Origin of the sequence: Thalassospira indica (genome assembly GCF_003403095.1) — a bacterium.
Classification (GTDB): Bacteria; Pseudomonadota; Alphaproteobacteria; order Rhodospirillales; family Thalassospiraceae; genus Thalassospira; species Thalassospira indica.
Genome location: NZ_CP031555.1, coordinates 2256495 through 2275244, shown reverse-complemented (window position 1 = coordinate 2275244; position 18750 = coordinate 2256495). Strand labels below are relative to the sequence as shown.

The following is an 18750-nucleotide window of genomic DNA, read 5'->3' as shown; positions in this document are numbered from 1 at the left end:
CGTTACTCCCCAACAATATAGGGCGGATCAATCACGTTGTCTTCGCGCGCGCCAAAGCGCAGAAGATCACATCGCCCAAACTCGTCCGCAACTTTTTCCGCAAGTTCTCTAACAGTCGTTGCCTTCCTGCTGCATATGTTAACCGGCCCCTGAACATCTCCCAGTGCGACCTCGACAATTTCTCGTGCTGCATCGGAGACATCCATAAAATCCCGAACCTGGGTACCCGACGTCAGTGCAACCGGCTCTCCTTTCCGGATTTGGTTTCGGATATGCGAAACCAATCGTCGTTCGTCTTCACCTTCTCCGTAGAGATAAAATAGACGACACCAGGCAAACTCAACTGCTTTCCCTTTCAGGTTTGAAGAATTCAGGAAAAACTGTGACAATGCCAAGTATAGTGCCGCCTTGGCAGCCCCGTAGGGTGAATTGGGCCTAAGCGGCGTGGTCACTGGCAAAACCTTTTGGGAAAGGTCATATTCAAAGCATGTGCCAATTCCGACGAACCTACTGACATTCGAGGTTTCGCAGGCTTGCGCCAGTTTTAAGGATCCAGACAAACAGTCAATGTTACGTGCTGATGTTTGGTATTTTCCCGGTTCAGCATACCACGCCAAATGGATAACGGTATCAACACCCTCCAGATGGCGCTGCCACCATTCTACACTTTCTTTAAACAGGTCGGTGGTGGAAACTATAACTGGCGCAAACTGATTGCTGTCAATGACGGTCAAATCAGGCTGCTGACGGGCAACAAGCTTTAATCTGACGTCCTTCTCACACAGCGATCTCAGCACGTGTCGCCCGACAAATCCCGTTGCACCTGTAACAAGGACCGACCGCGTCATACAATTTCCAGTTCAGGAACGGCAATTACAAACTTGGTATTGTGTTTGGTCAAATAACCAAGCTGTTCGCGTATTTCAGGCAGCAAGTTCCAAGGCAGTACAAGTACATAATCAGGTGCATTTTCCTTAAGCACTTCTGGTGCAAAGATCGGGATATGGCTTCCGGGCAGATATTTCCCCTGTTTTGAGGCAGCGGCATCACAAACGAAGGGCAACAAATCCTTTTTGACACCCGCATAGTTCAAAAGCGTATTGCCCTTTGCCGCGGCCCCGTAAGCGGCGACGGACTTCCCCTGCTTTTTGCAATTGATCAAGAACATCAGCAGGTCATCTTTGATCTTATCGGCGCGTGCCTGAAAACTCTCGTATGTCTGCGGCTTACGAAGTCCCATCTTTTCTTCTTGCGACAGGACTTCGGAAACAAATGACGTTGTTTCGATATCTGCATCCTTATGACAGCCATAGACCCGAAGACTGCCACCATGAGTTGTCAGTTCCTCTACGTCATAAATTCTCAGCCCCGCATCGTTAAAAATCTTCCCAACGGTGTAGAGAGACAAGTAAGAGAAATGCTCGTGATAAATTGTATCAAACTGACACAGCTTGATAAGCTGCATCAAATGCGGAAACTCAAGTGTAATGGTACCTGACGGCTTGAGCATTGTTGCCAAACCACGCGCGAAATCATTGATATCGGGAACGTGGGCAAACACGTTATTGCCGATCACCAGATCCGCCTTCCCATGACTGGCCGATAGTTTTTCGGCAAGAGCGTGACCGAAAAATTCGCGCACAACTGGAACGCCCAAGAGTTCTGCCGCCCTCGCGGTATCATCTGTCGGTTCCACACCAAGACACGGAATTCGCTGCATCACGAAATTTTTCAGGAGATATCCATCATTCGATGCAACCTCGACAACAAAGCTTTCTTCGTCGAGGTCCAAGTCACGGGTTACCTTTTCACAATACTTTGCAGCATGCGCGAGCCAGCTTTTCGATGTACTGGAAAAATAGGCGTAGTCGGAAGTAAAAAGGTCAGTTTCCTTCGTATAATCCTCTGTCTGCACCAACCAGCAATGATCACAAACCTGAACCCGCAGCGGATAGCAAACTTCCGGATCCGAAAGATGTTCACGAATGACATAACTATTAGATGGCGGCGCAAAGCCTAAATCAAGAAACCCGCTCGTCAGTGATGCATTGCAGTGCCGACAGTTCATAGCTTTATCCCTGAAAAATGTTCATCAATCATGGGATGCCCTTTGTCTCGCTTAGACAAATTCGCGCAAGGCAATGGCCATTTTATTCTTAATTCAGGATCATCCGGACTCAGGCCATCTTCAGACGCAGGGTCGTATGGGGCTGAATGCAAATATATCAATTCAACGTCATCCGTCAGCGTTTGAAATCCGTGCGCAAACCCTTCAGGAATTAGTATTGCTTCCCCGCGTTCTGACGATATCTTTTCGCCGTGCCACTGAAGGAAAGTGCTGGAATCTCGGCGGATATCGACAACCACATCCCAAATCTCCCCGTGAAGGCAAGTTACCAATTTTTTTTCGGAATATGGTGGACGTTGAAAATGGAGTCCTCGCACTGTGCCCTTTTCCGACGTCAGGGTATGGTTGATTTGCGCGATAGAAGTATCCCAGCCAGCTTTTTCAAACTCGTCACGGCAATACATGCGGCTTAAAAATCCCCGCTCGTCCCCCCTGAACGAACGCACAATCTTGCTGACCCCCGCCAAAGGCAGGTTATGTATTTCAAACCTGCTCATAATAGGGGAAGCCTTTTTTCAAAATCATAAATATCGGCAAGGCAAAGTTTACGGGCATCAGCCCCATCCAAAAATTTGCGGTACCACTTCATGGTTCGCTCAATGGACTCTTGCAAACTCCAGACCGGTTTAACACCAAGTTGAATTCGACTTTTTGAGCTATCAAGGCGCAGCGTTTTTGCTTCGTGCAAAGCATCCTGGGCAGCACCGAAAACAACCTTTCCACCACCAAACTTGCTGGCAGCCAATTCTGCAACAAATCGAACGTCGTCAGTCCCCTCATGGCTGGGACCGAAATTATATGCCCCGGCAAGCGAAGCGTCATTAAACGAGCGCTCAGCCAAGGTCAGATACCCGTAAAGTGGCTCAACCACATGCTGCCATGGCCTTACAGCATTTGGGTTACGAACCTCTAGTGTGCGTCCTGATGACCATGCCCGAACAGCGTCGGGCAACAACCTGTCTTCCGACCAGTCGCCGCCGCCAATCACATTTCCGGCCCTGGCAGATGAGATACTCACGCCCTTCTCTGCAAAGAAGGAATCACGAAACGATGAGATCACATGTTCGCTTGCAGCTTTGCTCGCACTGTATGGATCGTGACCACCAAGCGCTTCGTTCTCTCGATACGGCCAGAGCCATTCCTGATTCTTGTATACCTTATCCGTGGTAATCATGACCGCGCATTTAAGCTCGCTGCACTCCCTGAGGGCATTTAGCAAATGCGCTGTTCCCATGAAATTTGTATCAAAAGTCAAAAGTGGATCGCGGTAACTAGCCCTTACCAACGGCTGAGCAGCCAAATGGAAAACGATCTCGGGATTGATGGCCGTAACGTGTTGCGCCAAAGCATCACGATCACAAATATCGCAAAAAACGCTGCTGTTGATCACTGACGCGACACTGGCTGCATCAAACAAGTTTGGATTGTTATCAGGGCTCAGGCTAATCCCATAGACATCAGCCTGCATTTCAGCCAACCAGAGGCTCAGCCAGCCCCCTTTGAAGCCGGAATGTCCCGTTAGAAGAACTCTCTTTCCTTTCCAAAAGGATGAATTTTGCATTTTTGGAGCGCCTAATCCCAAATCTTCCAAGGGGCGGAACCCGTTTCCCACAAACGCTCGAGCATGTTCTTGTCTCGTAAGGTATCCATGGGCTGCCAAAAACCGTTATGTTCGAATGCTTCAAGCTGCCCGTCTTTGGCTAACCCGGCTAGTGGTTCCGCTTCCCAACTGGTTTCATCTCCTTCAATTCGTTCAAGCACTTTTGGCGACAGAATGAAGAACCCACCATTGATATAGCCACCATCACCGCGTGGTTTTTCCGAAAACCCTGTTACATGCGTTCCGGATCGCTCCAATGCTCCGTAGCGTCCCGGTGGCTGAACTGCTGTTACCGACGCTAGTTTCCCATGTTTCTTATGAAAATCTATGCTAGCGGTGACATCAAGATCGCAAACACCATCGCCATACGTGAAGCAAAATGCATCCTCGTCCTGAACATAGTCTCGCACACGTTTAAGACGCCCTCCGGTCATGGTTGCCTCACCGGTATCAACCAACGTGACACGCCACGGCTCTGCCTTGCGTTGATGGACTTCCATCTTGTTAGATTGCATGTCAAACGTGACATCAGACATGTGAAGGAAGTAGTTCGCGAAATACTCTTTGACCAGGTACCCTTTGTAACCACAGCAGATAACGAAATCATTGACGCCGTGTGTGGAGTACACTTTCATTATGTGCCAAAGGATCGGCTTACCGCCTATTTCAATCATGGGCTTCGGTTTAAGGTGCGTTTCCTCAGAAATACGCGTCCCCAACCCACCAGCAAGTATAACTGCTTTCACCACCCCTCCTTACGATCATAGACGTCACAGACAATGACGTGCTTGGCAAGCTATCAGGTTACCAGTTTTAACCAGTCTACTAAAACAACGCTGATTTTAGGATTCTCCATATAACTCGTTACGATAAAGATAAGGCCCATCCGAACGAAATATTTAGCCGCTACAAGTGATCAACGAAAACAGTTACTGAGGTCGACAATAGTCACGTATCTCAAGCGTTAGCGCCCGGGAAGATAAATATCCCCCTCTGAGACAGTATGCATCGTTCCCATAAAGCTCATTGGTATGTTTCCTTTGTTGGTATTGCTCAGATGCATCAACAAAAAGTAACTACCCAATCTTTCAGAACAAAAGGCAACAGCACGCTTCTGCACAGGATTGTCAGGGGCTTTAACTTTGAACTGATCGACAAACGCTAAATTACATCTGAAGACCTTTTCAGCAGCCACCTTCCACCAATCGGTCTTGAAAGTGCCCAACTCAATTCCCCCAGGTATCAGGAACTTGAAATTGGAAAACTGAAGCGTCTCTTTGGGATTAAGTACACCTGTTTCGAGCGTACAAATCAGATACTTATAGAAATCCTCAAGATGGTGGACAGAAGCATAGTGGTTGATGATGCTACCCAAATTAAGAAGAGACGGGAAAAAGAAATCTGATGCATCTGAAACAACCGGAGCAACTTCCTCCCCCTTGTTAACCGAATACATGCCGGGATAGTTTTTCGTTGGCTCGCCATATTTTGTCTGGCTCACGAATTTTCGGTATTGCCAGATCGTGGTCTTTTCAGGAGCTTTTTCACCTTGCTCAAGTAATAGCTGCAATATCACATAGGCCCCAAGGGAACCTGCGAGGTAATTGTGAACATGTTCGGGATTTTCACAGAAATCATATCCATGAATGATTTCAAACTCATCCGACTTGGGAGCTTTCTCTGAATTCAGCCAGATGACCTTGGCCCCTTCAGGCAACCGGTAAAGCGGCATTTCGCTATTACAAATGACGTATACTGACATCCGGTTCCCCTAAACACACCGTAAGACCCAGATTTAATTGTATATATGGGGAACCTATCTCAGTCCACCATACTCTCTGATTGCATTTCGGCGTACCCAGGAATTTCGGCCGTTCTGATAGTTGCCCAATCTTGATGCACCGCCAACAACGCCAACCGATACCGCCCGATCTTCTTAAACCCAAGCGCCTCATACGCCTTTGCGGCCGCTTCACTGTCGGTTGACAGAATAGCACGTCTAACACCCCGCGCCCGCACCGCCAGAAGCGTTTTCGCAACCAGGATACGAGCATAACCGTTCGAGCGTTCCTCGGGCGGGGTCCAGACGGGGCCGACTTGAACCATATCAGGCAAGGTTGCATTGAAGCCGGATAGCGACACCGCCTTGCCGTCGACGATCAGCCCCCACATTGTCCGGGCATCCAGCGCATGGACGAGGCGTGAAGCGATTTTACTATCAAGGCTTGGTGTGTCTTCCGCGCCGAGTGCCTCGATCTCGTAGGCGCGCAACCAGCGCAGCAATGTATTGCGGTCAATCTTTTCCGCATCAACCATCTGAAAATCATCGGCGCGTGCATTTTGCGGCACGATCAGGTTGCTGAGATCAAGCTCGTAAAGCACATCCGATGCATTGATCGCATAGGCCGCATCCTCAAGCCCCAGTTGGCAGAGCATATCCTGCGCCGTATCGGAATCACCAAACACACCTGCAACCGGTTTCAGCGGATCAGCAACAAATGCTGCCGTCAGGCCCTTTGGGATAGCCTTCTGATCGCCGGCCTCGACAAAGACATTGCCATTGCCGAACTGCGCGACAATCGCGCTGATGCCGCCATCTGGGGCCACTTCCCCGAACCAGTTGCCAGAAAGCGGGTGGCGACGTCGTTCGATACCGGCAGTTCGCAGGTTTCCACGCAGCACCATGCAGGTCGCTGCATGATTGGCAAGGAATGCGTTTGCGGCATCAAAATCGGCGTCGTGCAGCTTTCTGTACTGCATATCGTGGGTCCCTTTCTTTGGGCTTCAGGTAAGTGCCAAACTTTCAAATTGGCATAAAAAAAGACCGCTCCATTAGCGGCCCTTCACATATCGCAAGGTTATCCAACAGAGGTTCAAACAGTTATGTTTTGAAAACTCGTCGCATCGTTCCAACCATCGGATCACACCTTAAATTCAAAAATTTATCATCTCAGAGATTTGTTAATATCACAACCTTCCAAATTTTCGATCCCTCTTTTTAAAATTCTTTGGTGCCAACAACATCGGCCTGAATCCGGCTTACGAAAACAACAACTCAGAAGCTGATTTTCAATTCGGTTTGCGACAACCTCGGAAAGTGGTATTACCAATACAAGGCACATTTTATTCGGAGTTGACCTCATGCCAGTGATTACCTGCGTCGAAGACCTTAAACGCATCTATAAACGGCGCACACCGCGCATGTTTTACGATTACGCAGAATCCGGAAGCTGGACCGAGCAGACATTCCGTGAAAACACTACCGATTTTCAGGAAATTCACCTGCGTCAGCGGGTCGCAATCGACATGGCCGGGCGCTCCACCAAAAGCCAAATGATCGGTCAGGATGTAGCCATGCCCGTCGCCCTTGCCCCGGTCGGACTGACTGGCATGCAAAGCGCTGACGGCGAGATCAAGGCTGCGCGTGCGGCAGAGAAATTCGGCGTCCCCTACACGCTGTCGACCATGTCGATCTGCTCGATCGAGGATGTGGCCGAAAACACATCCAAGCCGTTCTGGCTGCAGGTTTACACACTGAAAGACGACGACTTCATGAAGCGCCTGTTTGACCGCGCCAAAGCCGCCAAATGTTCGGCCGCAGTCATCACGGTCGATCTTCAGATGCTGGGCCAGCGCCACAAAGATCTGAAAAACGGTCTGTCCGCCCCGCCCAAGCTGACTTTCAAATCGGTTACCAACATGATGACCAAGGTCCAATGGGGCCTTGGCATGCTCGGCACCAAGCGGCGCTTCTTTGGCAACATTGTCGGTCATGCCAAAGGGGTTGCCGACGCGTCATCGCTGAGCACCTGGACCGCCGAAGCGTTCGATGTATCCCTTGATTGGGATCGTATTCGCGAATTCCGCAAAATGTGGGACGGGCCGCTGATCATCAAGGGGATCATTGATCCGCGCGATGCCCTGGAAGCACTCAATGTCGGCGCAGACGCCATCATCGTTTCGAACCACGGCGGACGCCAGCTTGATGGCGCCCTGTCCTCAATCCGGGCCCTACCGGCGATCATGGATGCCGTCGGCGACAAGATCGAAGTCCACCTTGATAGTGGGATCCGCTCTGGCCAGGACGTTTTGAAAGCCTTGGCACTTGGTGCAAAGGGCACCTATATCGGCCGCGCTTATGTTTATGGCCTTGGTGCAATGGGCGAAGCCGGTGTGACCAAGGCGCTTGAGCTCATCCAAAAGGAGCTTGAAGTGTCCATGGCGCTGTGTGGACGCACGGAAGTCACCAAAGTCGACCGTGACATCCTGATGATCCCGCGCGATTTCTCGGACCGCTGGCAATAAGCAACAGGTACGTCTTGATACGAAACAGAAAGCGGCGCTCTCCTGTGTGAGAACGCCGCTTTTTTTATTGGCTTTCGCAAAAAGAAAAAGCGCCACCCGAGGGTGACGCTTTTCCAAACAGTATCGCGAGCCTTGTGCCCGAAAACGACTTAACGTTTCGAGAACTGGAAGCTACGACGAGCTTTGGCGCGACCGTATTTTTTACGTTCAACAGCACGCGAGTCACGGGTGAGGAACCCACCAGCTTTAAGTGACGGACGCAGTGCCGGCTCGAACATGGTCAGTGCACGGGAGATACCGTGACGAACGGCACCGGCCTGACCGGAAAGACCGCCACCGGAAACGGTGCAGACAACGTCGAACTGATCTTTGCGATTGGTTACGCCGAACGGCTGGTTGATCACCATGCGCAGAACCGGACGTGCGAAGTAGTCTTCGAACTCACGGCCATTGACGGTGACTTTGCCCGAGCCCGGTTTGATCCAGACGCGTGCAATTGCGTTCTTACGACGGCCGGTTGCATAGGAACGGCCCTGTGCGTCGATCTTCGGCTCCGGCAGGGTGCCTTCTGCAGCAGCAGCAACTTCGCCGCCCTGTGCCAGATCCTTGAGATCTTCAAGAGTTTTGGTGTCGGCCATTATTTGCCACTCCGCTTATTCTTTTCGTTCATAGCCGCTACGTCGAGGACTTCCGGCTTCTGAGCTTCATGCGGATGCTCGGTACCAGCATAGACGTGCAGTTTGGAAAGAACCTGGCTGCGCAGCGGGCCACGGCTCATCATACGCTCAACAGCTTTGATGATGACGCGTTCCGGATGCTCACCGTTCAGGAGCTTGTCCATGGTGCGTTCTTTGATGCCGCCCGGGTAACCGGTGTGCCAGTAGAACTTCTTGTTCTGAAGTTTACGGCCAGTCAGTTTGACTTTTTCGGCATTGACGATGACGATGTGATCGCCACAATCCATGTGCGGGGTAAACATCGCTTTGTGTTTACCACGAAGACGGTTGGCAACAACGGCTGCAAGGCGGCCAAGGACGACGTCTTCTGCGTCGACCACGAACCATTTGCGCTCGATGTCGCTCGGTGTCGCAGTGAAGGTTTTCATTATTTCTATACTCGAAAACTGGGTTCCACGGAGGGAATGTTCCCTCGTTGAAAGTCGGCGCATTATGCCAGCATCCAACAGGAAAACAACAGGAATATTTCACATTAAATCAATGACTTAACGGTAGAGGTATTATTTTACCACAACAATTTAGCCTATTTTTCGGCCGGCGGCATGGCATAAGTCCCGATCACATGCGCGCAAAGGCTGTCATCAACGGCAGATCGAATATGGCATTCGGCAATTAAAAGCCGCCTGCCCGCCTTCAGGATTTTGGCCTCTGCAATCAGATCGCCGGGCTTTGCCCCGGACAGGAAATGCACTGTCGCCTCGGTTGTTACCGCCAGATCCGCCTTGGGCACCACAAGCCACGCCACGGCATACAGCGCAATATCGGCCAGCGCAAAGATCGCAGGCCCGGTCACCACATTGCCCGGACGCAGATAGCGTTCCTTGAATGGCAGACGCAGGATCGCGGTATCGCCTGAGAGGCTTTCGGTCCTGACATCCATATCCCCGACAAACGGGACCTTCTCGCGCATGATGGCATCAAAGTCGGCTGGCGTTACGCCGGTCCGGGTCACGGAACTGTTCATGGCTTGGATGGCCTCCCTGTGGAGCTGCTTTGACGCAGCATTTTTGTTTCAGGGAGATAGCCTGACATAACGTTTACGTTAACGTCAACAATTTGCGCATACACAGACCGCTTTTAGGGGACATCAGATCCCCAACCACTAGCGGGTCAATATCCCGGCCACATCAGTATAGATCGCCACCACGACACACAGGATCACGATAGCCGCAATCGCCGTTGCGCCGAGCCCGGGCAAATTTTCACGCATCCACTCACCGGGCGACATACCCGGCCCCGGATCAGATTTTTGCCTGAACCGGGCGTGAACCGGCCCACGCGAAAGATCACGCAGCGGTTTGTCGACTTCGTCGTTGGATGCCCAGTGAAAACGGTTCTCTGGCAAGTAAACAGGCTGACGGTCTTCCTGACCGGTTTCGTCATACATCATGGCGACTTCACAGCATCGATTGCTGCCTCCTGCAACAGGGTGAACTGTCTTTTCGCCCTGATCCCGGCATCATTTCCATCATGCCATGATCACGGCGGCCCCCGCCTCGGATGATTTCGCTCTGTCTTCCCCGTACCTTGTTCTTATCGTTGCGCAACGCGCAAGGCCCAAGCGGCCCTGACGTCACACCACCGAATTCCTCCTTGATACATGGGGATTAAGGCAATCGTTCGGCAATAGTTTGTTATCTGTGTTATCTGCCGAGAATTGCCGAAAATTCGTTGACCGTCAGAACCAGCACATAGCCCACAGCCACCGCTGCAATCATATAGGCTGCCAACCGCGCGATCATCTTGTTAAAGCCCAAGGGTTCACCCGGCTGTTTACGCCCCTTCGATGATTGCCCTTTTGCAGATCCCGCCGACTTTCCCTGCTTTTGCAAAATCGCCTGACGCTTGGCATCAAGGTCTTCATGCAGGGCCCAGTTGTCTTCGCTATCTGGCAGATTGATGCGGGACTTTCGAACCTCGGCTTCTTTCAGGTCGTCTACCCGGCCTGCAATGTCATTGCCAACATCCCCACCCTGGCTGTCCTTTTCCCGGGTCCGATCAAGCAATGTCTTACCGCCATTCAGACTGTCGACATAGTCGTCATAGGCGCTACGTTCCTTGTCGATGGCAGCCCTTTGGGCAGCTTCATGGGCTGTACGATCCTGTGGTCGCACCAATTGTCCGCCCCCTGCACCGCCCGCGTCTGATGCACCAGATTTCAGCTGGCTATCGTCTGGCAGGAACATCGAAACAAGCCCGCTTGCCTTGTCCGGGACATAGACATGGCGATTAGGTTTGACCTTTGCCGCGGCAACCGCAACCGAACTTTTGACATCAGAGAGCTTTTCACTCTTAACCGGCATGGTAGGCTTTGGCCCGATCATGGCTGGTGGACGCAGATCTTCCTCGATGACAGGATCGGGTGCATCACCGGCGTCCTCGTCTTCAGGATTGATCTTGGGTTTGGGCATCAGAAAGGCTGGAATATCAAAGCCGTTCTGTAAAAGGCGTGCACGGGCCTCTGCGCGATATCTTTCAAGATCGCGTTCCATCATGTCCTTGCTGTCAAACCGCTTGATGGGCGTTTCACGCACAGGTTTTGTCAGCCGCACAGACTCACGGACTGTCCGGGTCGGAACGAAACGCCCCGGTGCCCGCCCCCGCCGATTTGGGAAATCTTTACTCATGCACAACCACTTGCCGAATTAATTTTTATCGATCAGGCAAAGACAGAATAACATTCGGCACATCCCCAAGGTTTTATTATTGGCACAGGCCGCTAACCCTTTGCGTGTAATTCTACTACGGTATACCGTGTTTTAAAAATCAAAAAACGTCAAACACATACAGCCATCCGGGAGGCCCGCCATGACCGTTTCCACAACCGAGCCAGAGCTTGTCACACGCACAGACAATGACGGCTCTGTCACCCTGACGATGAACAACCCCAAACGCCGCAATGCCCTGTCGGGGGCGATGATGACGGCCCTTAAGGACGCGTTTGACAAGATCGCCAAGGAGACCACCGTCAGATGTGTCATTCTGGCAGCAGAGGGTCCTGTCTTTTGTGCCGGCCACGACCTTAAGGAAATGAATGGCATTACAGAATGTGATCAGCATGCCAGCCTGTTTACGCAGTGCAGCGACCTGATGATGACGATTGTCAGTCTGCCGCAACCCGTCATCGCGCGCGTGCGCGGCATGGCAACAGCAGCCGGTTGCCAGCTTGTCGCCAGTTGCGATCTGGCTGTTGCCGCCAACAGCGCCAAGTTCGCGACCCCGGGGGTCAATATCGGCTTGTTCTGCTCTACACCGATGGTCGCACTTAGCCGCAACATTGCCCGTAAACATGCCATGCGGATGCTTCTGACCGGCGATCCGATTAATGCCGAAACCGCCTTTTCCATGGGACTGGTGTCAGACGTGGTTGGGGATGAGGAACTTGAAGAACACACAAACGCCCTGGCCGCCCGGATTGCCGCCCGGTCGGGCATGACGGTTCGGCTTGGCAAACAGGCATTTTACAAACAGCTCGAAATGCCGCTGTCGCAGGCCTATTCCTATGCATCCGATGTGATGACCGCGAATATGCAAAAACATGACGCCCGCGAAGGGATCGGCGCCTTTATCGAAAAGCGCCACCCCAGCTGGCGCCACGAATAGACTGCCCTATATCGGGTAAATTACCTTATGATGGTATTTGCAAACCCTTCGGAATGACGCATTCTGTGAACAGATACCTTTTTCGGAGTACGCCCCATGTCGTTTGAAATCTGGCTTGCCTTTGCTTTTGCCTGTGCTGTGGTTCTGGCCATTCCCGGCCCGACCATCATGCTTGTTGTCAGCTATGCCTTGGGCAAGGGTAAACAAACTGCATGGGCAACGGTTCCGGGGGTTGCACTGGGCGATCTCACCGCAATGACGATCTCGCTGGCCGGGGCTGGTGCGTTACTCGCGGCCTCGGCAGAGGCTTTTACCGTACTCAAACTCGTTGGGGCGGCCTATTTGATCTATCTTGGCATCAAGATGTGGCGTGAAAAGCCCGAAGCCCTGCACGACAACCCGGATGCCAAACGCAACCGTCCGTCGCGCATGTTCCTGCAGGCCTATATCGTCACCGCCCTGAACCCCAAGGGCATCGTTTTCTTCATCGCCTTTGTGCCGCAGTTCGTGACAGCCGGCGATCCGCTTTTGCCTCAGTTCACGATCATGACCGCAACGTTCGTCATATTGGCTGCGATCAACGTTGCGATCTGGGCGGTAATGGCAAGTGCGCTGCGTGAACGGTTCCGCCACCCATCCGCCCTGCGTCGCCTGACACGCATCGGTGGCGGGGTCATGATTGGTGCTGGATTGCTGACTGCCCTCACCCGCCGCGCAGCGGGCTGAGGGCCCCACCCCGTCCATAAAGACCGTCACCTCCTCCAATCGTCAAAAATTTGCTTCAGACGATTGTCTGGAGGTTTTCCTATGCTTACCGCAACATTATAACCTTTAGATATATAAATACCCGTATTATTTGGTATTCACATAAACCCAAAGTTGAGTTTAGATGATCTCCGCAAGTCTTCAGAAGAATGAATATTTATAATTCTTCTAAGAAAAACAATAGATAGGCGGGGAAGTGTGGACATGCTGAAATCTTTGAAAATAGGTCCGCGACTAAGTATCGCGATGATCTTTATAACCTTTGCGACTGCATTGGTGATCGGGCTTATCAATCTTTCGATTGAACGTGACATTGTCGCAGGTGCTGAACAACGCGAACTGCGCGTCAATTTCGAAAAGTTGCGAAGCGCGCTGGACATGGAAGCCGCCCGTGCGCTTGCGATGGCGGATTTTGCTGCAACCATCCCCGCCGCCCAAAAAGCCATGGCGGAAGATGACCGCGATACGCTGGCCGATATTTTCGGCCCTGGCTTCGCCGAACTCAAAGAAAACCATGGCGTGCGTCAGTTCCAGTTCCATAAGGCCCCGGCGATCTCGTTCCTCAGGGTTCATAAGCTTGAGAAATTCGGTGACGATCTGTCTTCGTTCCGCAAGACAGTGGTCGAAACCAATACAAAACAACAACCCATTAGCGGCCTGGAAGTCGGTGTTGCCGGTCTTGGCATGCGCGGTGTCACACCTGTTTTCAACGATGGGACGCATGTGGGCTCGGTTGAATTTGGATTATCCTTTGGTCCGGCCTTCTTTGAAAACTTCAAGGCACACTCCAACACCGATGCCGCCCTTCTGATTGACCGTGACGGCACCTTTGAAGTCTTCGCCTCCACCTTCCCCGAAGGCTTCCTTGATATTGCATCGCCCACCCTTGCCGCGGCACGTGACGGCGAACAGATCCTTGCCCCGCAGGATTCCGAGGGCACCGAACTGGCCCTGATGGCGCGCCCGATCACGGATTTTAGCGGCCAGAACCTTGGCATTGTCGTCATGGGCATTGATCGCAGTTTCTTTGCAAGCGCGATCAACGACGCCACCACCCTGTCACTGGGTGTAAGTATTGTAACCCTGCTGGTCGCACTACTGATCGCCTTTAGCGTCAACCGGTCGATCTCTCATCCGATCCGGGCCATGACCGCGGCCATGAACAAGATCGCTGGCGGCGAACTCGACACCGAAGTCCCGGCAAAGGATCAAAAGGACGAAATCGGCGAAATGGCCAGCGCGGTCATAATTTTCCAGACCAACGCACAGCGCATGAAAAGCCTTGAGGCCGAGCAACAAGAACTGCGTCGAAGAAACGAGGAAGAGAAAAAGACTCTCGGTCGCAAGCTTGCCGATGAATTCGAAAATACAGTCGGGGCCATCATCGACGGCCTTGAAAACGCGGCACGCGACATGGATGACGCATCCCGCGTCATGTCCGGCACGGCTGATGAAACGACCCAACAAGCAAAGATCGGCATGGATGCTGCGCAAAATGCATCAAACAACGTTGCCACCGTTGCCGCCTCGTCCGAGGAACTGTCTGCCTCCATCACGGAAATCAGCCGTCAGGCCAACCATTCAAGCGAGGTAGCCGCCAATGTCTCAAACAAGGCAACCAGCACGCGCGAAACAGTGGACGGCCTTGTCGAGGCCTCTGCACGTATTGGTGATGTCATAGCCCTGATCAACGACATCGCGGCCCAGACCAACCTTCTGGCCCTGAATGCCACGATCGAGGCCGCCCGTGCTGGCGAAGCTGGCAAGGGCTTTGCGGTTGTCGCCAACGAGGTCAAAAACCTCGCATCTCAAACCAGTCGCGCGACACAGGAAATTTCCGAGCAGATCGAAAGCATCCAGAACGCGACGAAGCTGTCCTCGACCGCAATCAACGAGATCACCGATATCGTCGGTGAACTTAACGAAAGCGCATCGGCGATCGCGGCGGCGGTCGAAGAACAAGGTGCTGCGACTCAGGAGATTTCCGGCAGTGTGGAAAATGCTTCTGTCGGGACCAGCGGTGTGACCGAAAGCATCAGCTTGGTCAGTGCGGCTGCTGTCCGGTCGACCGAAAGTGCCGATACAGTTCTGAAATCAGCCCATGAACTGATGGAGTACTCGGTCAATCTGCGTCGCGAAACCAACAACTTCCTGAGCAAGATTCGCTCGGAATAAAGCCAATCGCACCGGTCCACTGTCAGTCAGTCGACGGTGGACCGGAATTTCACGAAACCGCAGACATAGCTGGTTATGCCACTTAACGCGATGATGCCTCGGCGGTGACGCTGTTATTCCCAACGAGCCGTGCGATCCAGCTCCGTGCCGGTTTATCTCGCCCGAACAAAGAAATCACACTGATCGCGACACCGGCCAGCAACACATTCCATGCCGGACGCAACGGCCACATCCATTCAAGATTGGCCGCAACCACGCGATCGGCAGGAATACCGGTCGCCAAGGCATACCATGCATATTCAATGCCGGCTGTTGCCAACCCGGCAATCACCGCAATGACAGACAAAGTCACAACGGATCTAAGCGACCATCCCCGCCAATGGGCAAAGCGATACAGCATCAGGCCGACAAACATCCCGGCCATCAGGGTTGCTTCACTGACATCGACCTTGGACTGCAAAAAGAAATGCACCACGCCAAGTACGGCAATCGGATAGACCAGTTTATGCAGGCGCCCCCACTTGGCCCCCAGCCTGCGCATCGCTGATTTGGTGGATGTTGCGGTCAAAACCGCCAACCCAATCAGGGCAACAAACCCGATTGTCAGATAAATCCGCAAAACGATCTCGCTGGCAATGCGGCCAAGATCAAGATTCTGGCTGATCGCATACAGGCCGAAATGGATCATCACATAGCAAAAGGCGGCCACACCAATTTGGCGGCGCACCTGTCCCAGTTTTGAAAATCGGGTTATGCGGCGAAGCGGTGTGACCAGTAGCGTGATCAGTAATATCCGGATGGTCCATTCACCGCTTTCCAGAATAGCTTCCTTGACCGGGATGGTTGCCCCGCCCTCGGCAATGACCGGCCACAACAACACGATGCCGGGCACAAGAAGTGCAACAAAGACTGCCAGTTTGAAAAAGGAAAACCGCCCGGAAGGATCAAGCCATGGATACATACAAAACAACCCTGTCAGGTTTCGCCGATCCCCCAGTCAAAAAGCATTTGGTGGCCGCCGTCACTTAAATTGCCATCAACTTTCCGCGAGGGCAGACATTTGCACGCCCGTGACATGCTTGGTGACGCATATCAACGTTGCAGGAAGCCACCACTCATATAACATTCATACACAGTGATCACCCGAAGTGGATGAACCCAAATGGCCGAATTTCAAAATCCCACCGATCCGGAAATCAAAACGCTTCTGGAAACGACAAAGACCATCGCGCTTGTTGGCGCCAGCCCCAAGCCGGAACGCCCGTCAAACCGGGTGATGAAGTTCCTGCTTGATCAGGGATACAGAGTTATTCCGGTCAATCCCGGTCAGGCCGGCGGCACCATTCACGGTCAGACTGTTGTGGCACAACTTTCCGATATCGCCGATCCGGTCGATATGGTCGATATTTTCCGTAACAGCGAAGATGCCGCTGGCGTCGTCGATGATGCCATTGCAATCGGTGCAAAGTCGGTCTGGATGCAGCTTGGCGTGATCAATCCAGAGGCTTGTGCGAAGGCCAAGGCAAACGGTATGACCGCGGTGATGGATCGCTGCCCGGCAATTGAACTGCCGCGCCTGACCTAAAGTACCAGTCCGACAGGACGCCATTGCATTACGACAACAAAAAAGGCACCGGATCATCCGGTGCCTTTGTCGTTTCAAAACATCTTTGAAAAGCTTAGCTGAGCCCGCACTGCGCAATCAGATCCGGGACAAGGCCCTGGTTGCCGATAAACACCGGCTGCACGGCACTGGTCACGGTGTATGCCGTGGTTTGCTCATCAACAATCGTGTCAAAGTGACCAGCTGTTTCGAGCACCAGTGACATCACACCATCCGGCTTGATGCGAAGGGCAGCAAATCCATTGGCATATTCGGTGCGCGCGCATTCGCGACCCAAAATAACATCGAAACGATTGATCAGGGCATACCGCGGATTTTCAACCAGATCGTCGCGACCGGAAACCTCACTCGGCTTCACACCGTATTTCGGCACATATTTCGCAAAGTTCGTTTGCGACTGGACAATGTAACCATCCGGGAAATAAACCGCGACATCCTCTGCCAGCAGGATACGATCCCCGATGACCTGGCCAGAACGCAGAAGTTCCTTGATTCGCGTGCCCGGAATTTCACCGGAGAACGCGTTGAATCGCAGGGTCTTTCCGTCGCCGCGCAAGTCAGCGAAATAACGTTCAAACGGAACGACCGGTGTTTTGTCTGCCGCGCGCGCAGTCGGCAAGACCGACATGGTTGCAACTGCCAGTGTGGCAACTGCAAGAGCAACGCCCCCCGAGCGCCGCGAAAAGACCGTCTTGATGGCCTTCAGCATTTGTCCCCGCCTCTCACTTAAATCAGGAATACAATCCAGAGATTATTCACATTAATCCCAAATTCAACACCTGTTTCCGCCAAAAATCGCCAGATCGTCAAAACCACATAGAAAAACAACGAGGTGGCATTATGCCACCTCGTTGCCAAAGATTTGGTAAATGTCGGTGATTAGTCGACAGAAATCGTCACACGACGGTTACGCGGCTCGCGAACACCATCCGGAGTCGGGATCAGAAGATCGCCTTCACCAACAGCATCCTGCGAAACCATGTCGCCTTTCACACCGCGACCGGTCAGCTCGCTAAGGGCTGCTGCGGCACGACGCTCGGACAGACGCAGGTTGTAGGCTGCCGGACCGGCAGCATCAGCGTGACCAACGACGGTGATGTCACCCATCGAGGATGCCCACTGCTCAGCAGCTGCATCAAGAACACGCTCGGAAACCGGGGTGATCGCAACGCTGTCAAAATCGAAGAAGATGGTGAACAGACGCGGCTCAGCAGCGGCAACCGGGGCTACAACAACGGCCGGCTGTTCTGCACGCAGCTCAGACATTGCAGCTTCGAAATCTTTCCAGCACTGGCTGATCAGCTCGGTCTGCCAGCCTTCTTCGCTTTCCTCGACCCAGCAGTCATAACGAGACTGTGCGATCGCTGCGGTTGCCGGCATTGCTTCGCGCTTGCCGTCATCAAGAAGGGCCAGAAGTTCGTCACGGACGGCGCGTTTCTGTGCAATTTCCTCATCAGAGAAGCGCCAGTTTGCCGGATCTTCCGGAAGAACGATGGTGTCACCGCTCACGCGACCGGCTTTCTTCGCAAAGAAGTCGGCATCGAAGAAGTCATACCATTCGTCAGCTTCGCGCTGTGCGTATGCAAGATATTCGGCCTTAAGCGCTTTACCGAAGTCAGTGGTCGGCTCTTCGGACGAGAGCGCAGACGAGACCGAGCTGCTGTAGGTGAACGGGTTACCGCCGTAAGGTACCGCGGTGCCGCTATTGTCCACACTGCTACATGCACTCAGAAGCGCAACGCCACCAAGAGCACAAAGAATTTTCGGATTGATCTGCATGTCTTACCCCTGTCATTAAGGTTGTTCTTCAGCT

At 52.7% G+C, this 18750-nt stretch carries 20 protein-coding genes; 5 read left to right on the top strand and 15 right to left on the bottom strand.

Going from position 1 to position 18750, the window contains the following annotated elements; translation table 11 throughout:
- Window positions 1–2: 2 nt before the first annotated feature.
- The 7 genes from DY252_RS10735 to DY252_RS10705 all read right to left on the bottom strand — a co-directional run bounded on the left by DY252_RS10735 (window position 3) and on the right by DY252_RS10705 (window position 6488).
- Window positions 3–848 (bottom strand): NAD-dependent epimerase/dehydratase family protein, encoded by an 846-nt coding sequence (locus DY252_RS10735; RefSeq protein ID WP_064789498.1) that lies wholly within the window; start codon window positions 846–848, stop codon window positions 3–5.
- Window positions 845–2068: a class I SAM-dependent methyltransferase gene (locus tag DY252_RS10730; protein ID WP_064789497.1), complete on the bottom strand. Its 1224-nt coding sequence runs from the start codon at window positions 2066–2068 to the stop codon at window positions 845–847. The genes DY252_RS10735 and DY252_RS10730 overlap by 4 nt, the downstream gene beginning before the upstream one ends.
- Window positions 2065–2625, bottom strand: a complete 561-nt coding sequence (locus DY252_RS10725) for a dTDP-4-dehydrorhamnose 3,5-epimerase family protein (protein WP_064789496.1) — start codon at window positions 2623–2625, stop codon at window positions 2065–2067. Before DY252_RS10725 ends, DY252_RS10730 begins: the two co-directional genes overlap by 4 nt.
- Complete coding sequence (gene rfbG, locus DY252_RS10720) at window positions 2622–3689, bottom strand: CDP-glucose 4,6-dehydratase (RefSeq protein WP_064789495.1); 1068 nt, start codon at window positions 3687–3689, stop codon at window positions 2622–2624. Before rfbG ends, DY252_RS10725 begins: the two co-directional genes overlap by 4 nt.
- 11 nt (window positions 3690–3700) lie before the next feature.
- Window positions 3701–4474, bottom strand: coding sequence for a glucose-1-phosphate cytidylyltransferase (gene rfbF / locus DY252_RS10715; protein ID WP_008890943.1), 774 nt, complete (start codon window positions 4472–4474; stop codon window positions 3701–3703).
- A gap of 218 nt (window positions 4475–4692) precedes the next feature.
- Window positions 4693–5490, bottom strand: coding sequence for a hypothetical protein (locus DY252_RS10710; protein ID WP_064789494.1), 798 nt, complete (start codon window positions 5488–5490; stop codon window positions 4693–4695).
- 59 nt (window positions 5491–5549) lie between these two features.
- A complete protein-coding gene (locus DY252_RS10705) occupies window positions 5550–6488 on the bottom strand; it encodes a GNAT family N-acetyltransferase (RefSeq protein WP_064789493.1) in 939 nt (312 codons plus the stop codon).
- A gap of 381 nt (window positions 6489–6869) precedes the next feature.
- On the opposite strand from DY252_RS10705, the gene DY252_RS10700 reads away from it, so the two are divergent.
- On the top strand, window positions 6870–8033 hold the full coding sequence (locus tag DY252_RS10700; protein WP_064789492.1) for an alpha-hydroxy acid oxidase: 1164 nt from the start codon (window positions 6870–6872) through the stop codon (window positions 8031–8033).
- Between the two features lie 149 nt (window positions 8034–8182).
- Here DY252_RS10700 and rpsI read toward each other — a convergent pair whose 3' ends face one another.
- The 5 genes from rpsI to DY252_RS10675 all read right to left on the bottom strand — a co-directional run bounded on the left by rpsI (window position 8183) and on the right by DY252_RS10675 (window position 11397).
- Window positions 8183–8671, bottom strand: coding sequence for a 30S ribosomal protein S9 (gene rpsI / locus DY252_RS10695; RefSeq protein ID WP_008890947.1), 489 nt, complete (start codon window positions 8669–8671; stop codon window positions 8183–8185).
- On the bottom strand, window positions 8671–9138 hold the full coding sequence (gene rplM, locus DY252_RS10690) for a 50S ribosomal protein L13 (protein ID WP_008890948.1): 468 nt from the start codon (window positions 9136–9138) through the stop codon (window positions 8671–8673). The genes rpsI and rplM overlap by 1 nt, the downstream gene beginning before the upstream one ends.
- 155 nt (window positions 9139–9293) lie before the next feature.
- A complete protein-coding gene (locus DY252_RS10685; protein WP_008890949.1) occupies window positions 9294–9734 on the bottom strand; it encodes a PaaI family thioesterase in 441 nt (146 codons plus the stop codon).
- 138 nt (window positions 9735–9872) lie between these two features.
- Window positions 9873–10160, bottom strand: coding sequence for a hypothetical protein (locus DY252_RS10680; RefSeq protein WP_064789491.1), 288 nt, complete (start codon window positions 10158–10160; stop codon window positions 9873–9875).
- A gap of 253 nt (window positions 10161–10413) precedes the next feature.
- Window positions 10414–11397, bottom strand: coding sequence for a hypothetical protein (locus DY252_RS10675; RefSeq protein ID WP_129542719.1), 984 nt, complete (start codon window positions 11395–11397; stop codon window positions 10414–10416).
- Between the two features lie 181 nt (window positions 11398–11578).
- On the opposite strand from DY252_RS10675, the gene DY252_RS10670 reads away from it, so the two are divergent.
- The 3 genes from DY252_RS10670 (at window position 11579) to DY252_RS10660 (ending at window position 15313) form a co-directional block, all read left to right on the top strand.
- Window positions 11579–12373, top strand: a complete 795-nt coding sequence (locus tag DY252_RS10670; RefSeq protein ID WP_064789489.1) for an enoyl-CoA hydratase — start codon at window positions 11579–11581, stop codon at window positions 12371–12373.
- Window positions 12374–12469: 96 nt separating this feature from the next.
- Window positions 12470–13099 (top strand): LysE family translocator, encoded by a 630-nt coding sequence (locus DY252_RS10665; protein WP_008890953.1) that lies wholly within the window; start codon window positions 12470–12472, stop codon window positions 13097–13099.
- 243 nt (window positions 13100–13342) lie between these two features.
- On the top strand, window positions 13343–15313 hold the full coding sequence (locus tag DY252_RS10660; RefSeq protein ID WP_064789488.1) for a methyl-accepting chemotaxis protein: 1971 nt from the start codon (window positions 13343–13345) through the stop codon (window positions 15311–15313).
- Window positions 15314–15395: 82 nt separating this feature from the next.
- On the opposite strand, the gene DY252_RS10655 is transcribed toward DY252_RS10660, so the two are convergent.
- On the bottom strand, window positions 15396–16274 hold the full coding sequence (locus DY252_RS10655) for a protein-methionine-sulfoxide reductase heme-binding subunit MsrQ (protein WP_064789487.1): 879 nt from the start codon (window positions 16272–16274) through the stop codon (window positions 15396–15398).
- 201 nt (window positions 16275–16475) lie between these two features.
- Here DY252_RS10655 and DY252_RS10650 point away from each other — a divergent pair, with 201 nt between their 5' ends.
- Window positions 16476–16898 (top strand): CoA-binding protein, encoded by a 423-nt coding sequence (locus DY252_RS10650; protein WP_064789486.1) that lies wholly within the window; start codon window positions 16476–16478, stop codon window positions 16896–16898.
- A 94-nt stretch (window positions 16899–16992) separates the two neighbouring features.
- Here DY252_RS10650 and DY252_RS10645 read toward each other — a convergent pair whose 3' ends face one another.
- On the bottom strand, window positions 16993–17646 hold the full coding sequence (locus DY252_RS10645) for a hypothetical protein (RefSeq protein ID WP_008890957.1): 654 nt from the start codon (window positions 17644–17646) through the stop codon (window positions 16993–16995).
- Between the two features lie 170 nt (window positions 17647–17816).
- The gene (locus DY252_RS10640) at window positions 17817–18716 is read right to left on the bottom strand and encodes an OmpA family protein (RefSeq protein ID WP_063090081.1); all 900 of its coding nucleotides are present in this window, start codon (window positions 18714–18716) and stop codon (window positions 17817–17819) included.
- Window positions 18717–18750 lie beyond the last annotated feature (34 nt).

Coding starts and splice junctions, on each gene's coding strand:
- DY252_RS10735 (WP_064789498.1), bottom strand. CDS start 848: ATGACGCGGTCGGTCCTTGTTACAGGTGCAACGGGATTTGTCGGGCGA.
- DY252_RS10730 (WP_064789497.1), bottom strand. CDS start 2,068: ATGAACTGTCGGCACTGCAATGCATCACTGACGAGCGGGTTTCTTGAT.
- DY252_RS10725 (WP_064789496.1), bottom strand. CDS start 2,625: ATGAGCAGGTTTGAAATACATAACCTGCCTTTGGCGGGGGTCAGCAAG.
- rfbG (WP_064789495.1), bottom strand. CDS start 3,689: ATGCAAAATTCATCCTTTTGGAAAGGAAAGAGAGTTCTTCTAACGGGA.
- DY252_RS10710 (WP_064789494.1), bottom strand. CDS start 5,490: ATGTCAGTATACGTCATTTGTAATAGCGAAATGCCGCTTTACCGGTTG.
- DY252_RS10705 (WP_064789493.1), bottom strand. CDS start 6,488: ATGCAGTACAGAAAGCTGCACGACGCCGATTTTGATGCCGCAAACGCA.
- DY252_RS10700 (WP_064789492.1), top strand. CDS start 6,870: ATGCCAGTGATTACCTGCGTCGAAGACCTTAAACGCATCTATAAACGG.
- rpsI (WP_008890947.1), bottom strand. CDS start 8,671: ATGGCCGACACCAAAACTCTTGAAGATCTCAAGGATCTGGCACAGGGC.
- rplM (WP_008890948.1), bottom strand. CDS start 9,138: ATGAAAACCTTCACTGCGACACCGAGCGACATCGAGCGCAAATGGTTC.
- DY252_RS10685 (WP_008890949.1), bottom strand. CDS start 9,734: ATGAACAGTTCCGTGACCCGGACCGGCGTAACGCCAGCCGACTTTGAT.
- DY252_RS10680 (WP_064789491.1), bottom strand. CDS start 10,160: ATGATGTATGACGAAACCGGTCAGGAAGACCGTCAGCCTGTTTACTTG.
- DY252_RS10675 (WP_129542719.1), bottom strand. CDS start 11,397: ATGAGTAAAGATTTCCCAAATCGGCGGGGGCGGGCACCGGGGCGTTTC.
- DY252_RS10670 (WP_064789489.1), top strand. CDS start 11,579: ATGACCGTTTCCACAACCGAGCCAGAGCTTGTCACACGCACAGACAAT.
- DY252_RS10665 (WP_008890953.1), top strand. CDS start 12,470: ATGTCGTTTGAAATCTGGCTTGCCTTTGCTTTTGCCTGTGCTGTGGTT.
- DY252_RS10660 (WP_064789488.1), top strand. CDS start 13,343: ATGCTGAAATCTTTGAAAATAGGTCCGCGACTAAGTATCGCGATGATC.
- DY252_RS10655 (WP_064789487.1), bottom strand. CDS start 16,274: ATGTATCCATGGCTTGATCCTTCCGGGCGGTTTTCCTTTTTCAAACTG.
- DY252_RS10650 (WP_064789486.1), top strand. CDS start 16,476: ATGGCCGAATTTCAAAATCCCACCGATCCGGAAATCAAAACGCTTCTG.
- DY252_RS10645 (WP_008890957.1), bottom strand. CDS start 17,646: ATGCTGAAGGCCATCAAGACGGTCTTTTCGCGGCGCTCGGGGGGCGTT.
- DY252_RS10640 (WP_063090081.1), bottom strand. CDS start 18,716: ATGCAGATCAATCCGAAAATTCTTTGTGCTCTTGGTGGCGTTGCGCTT.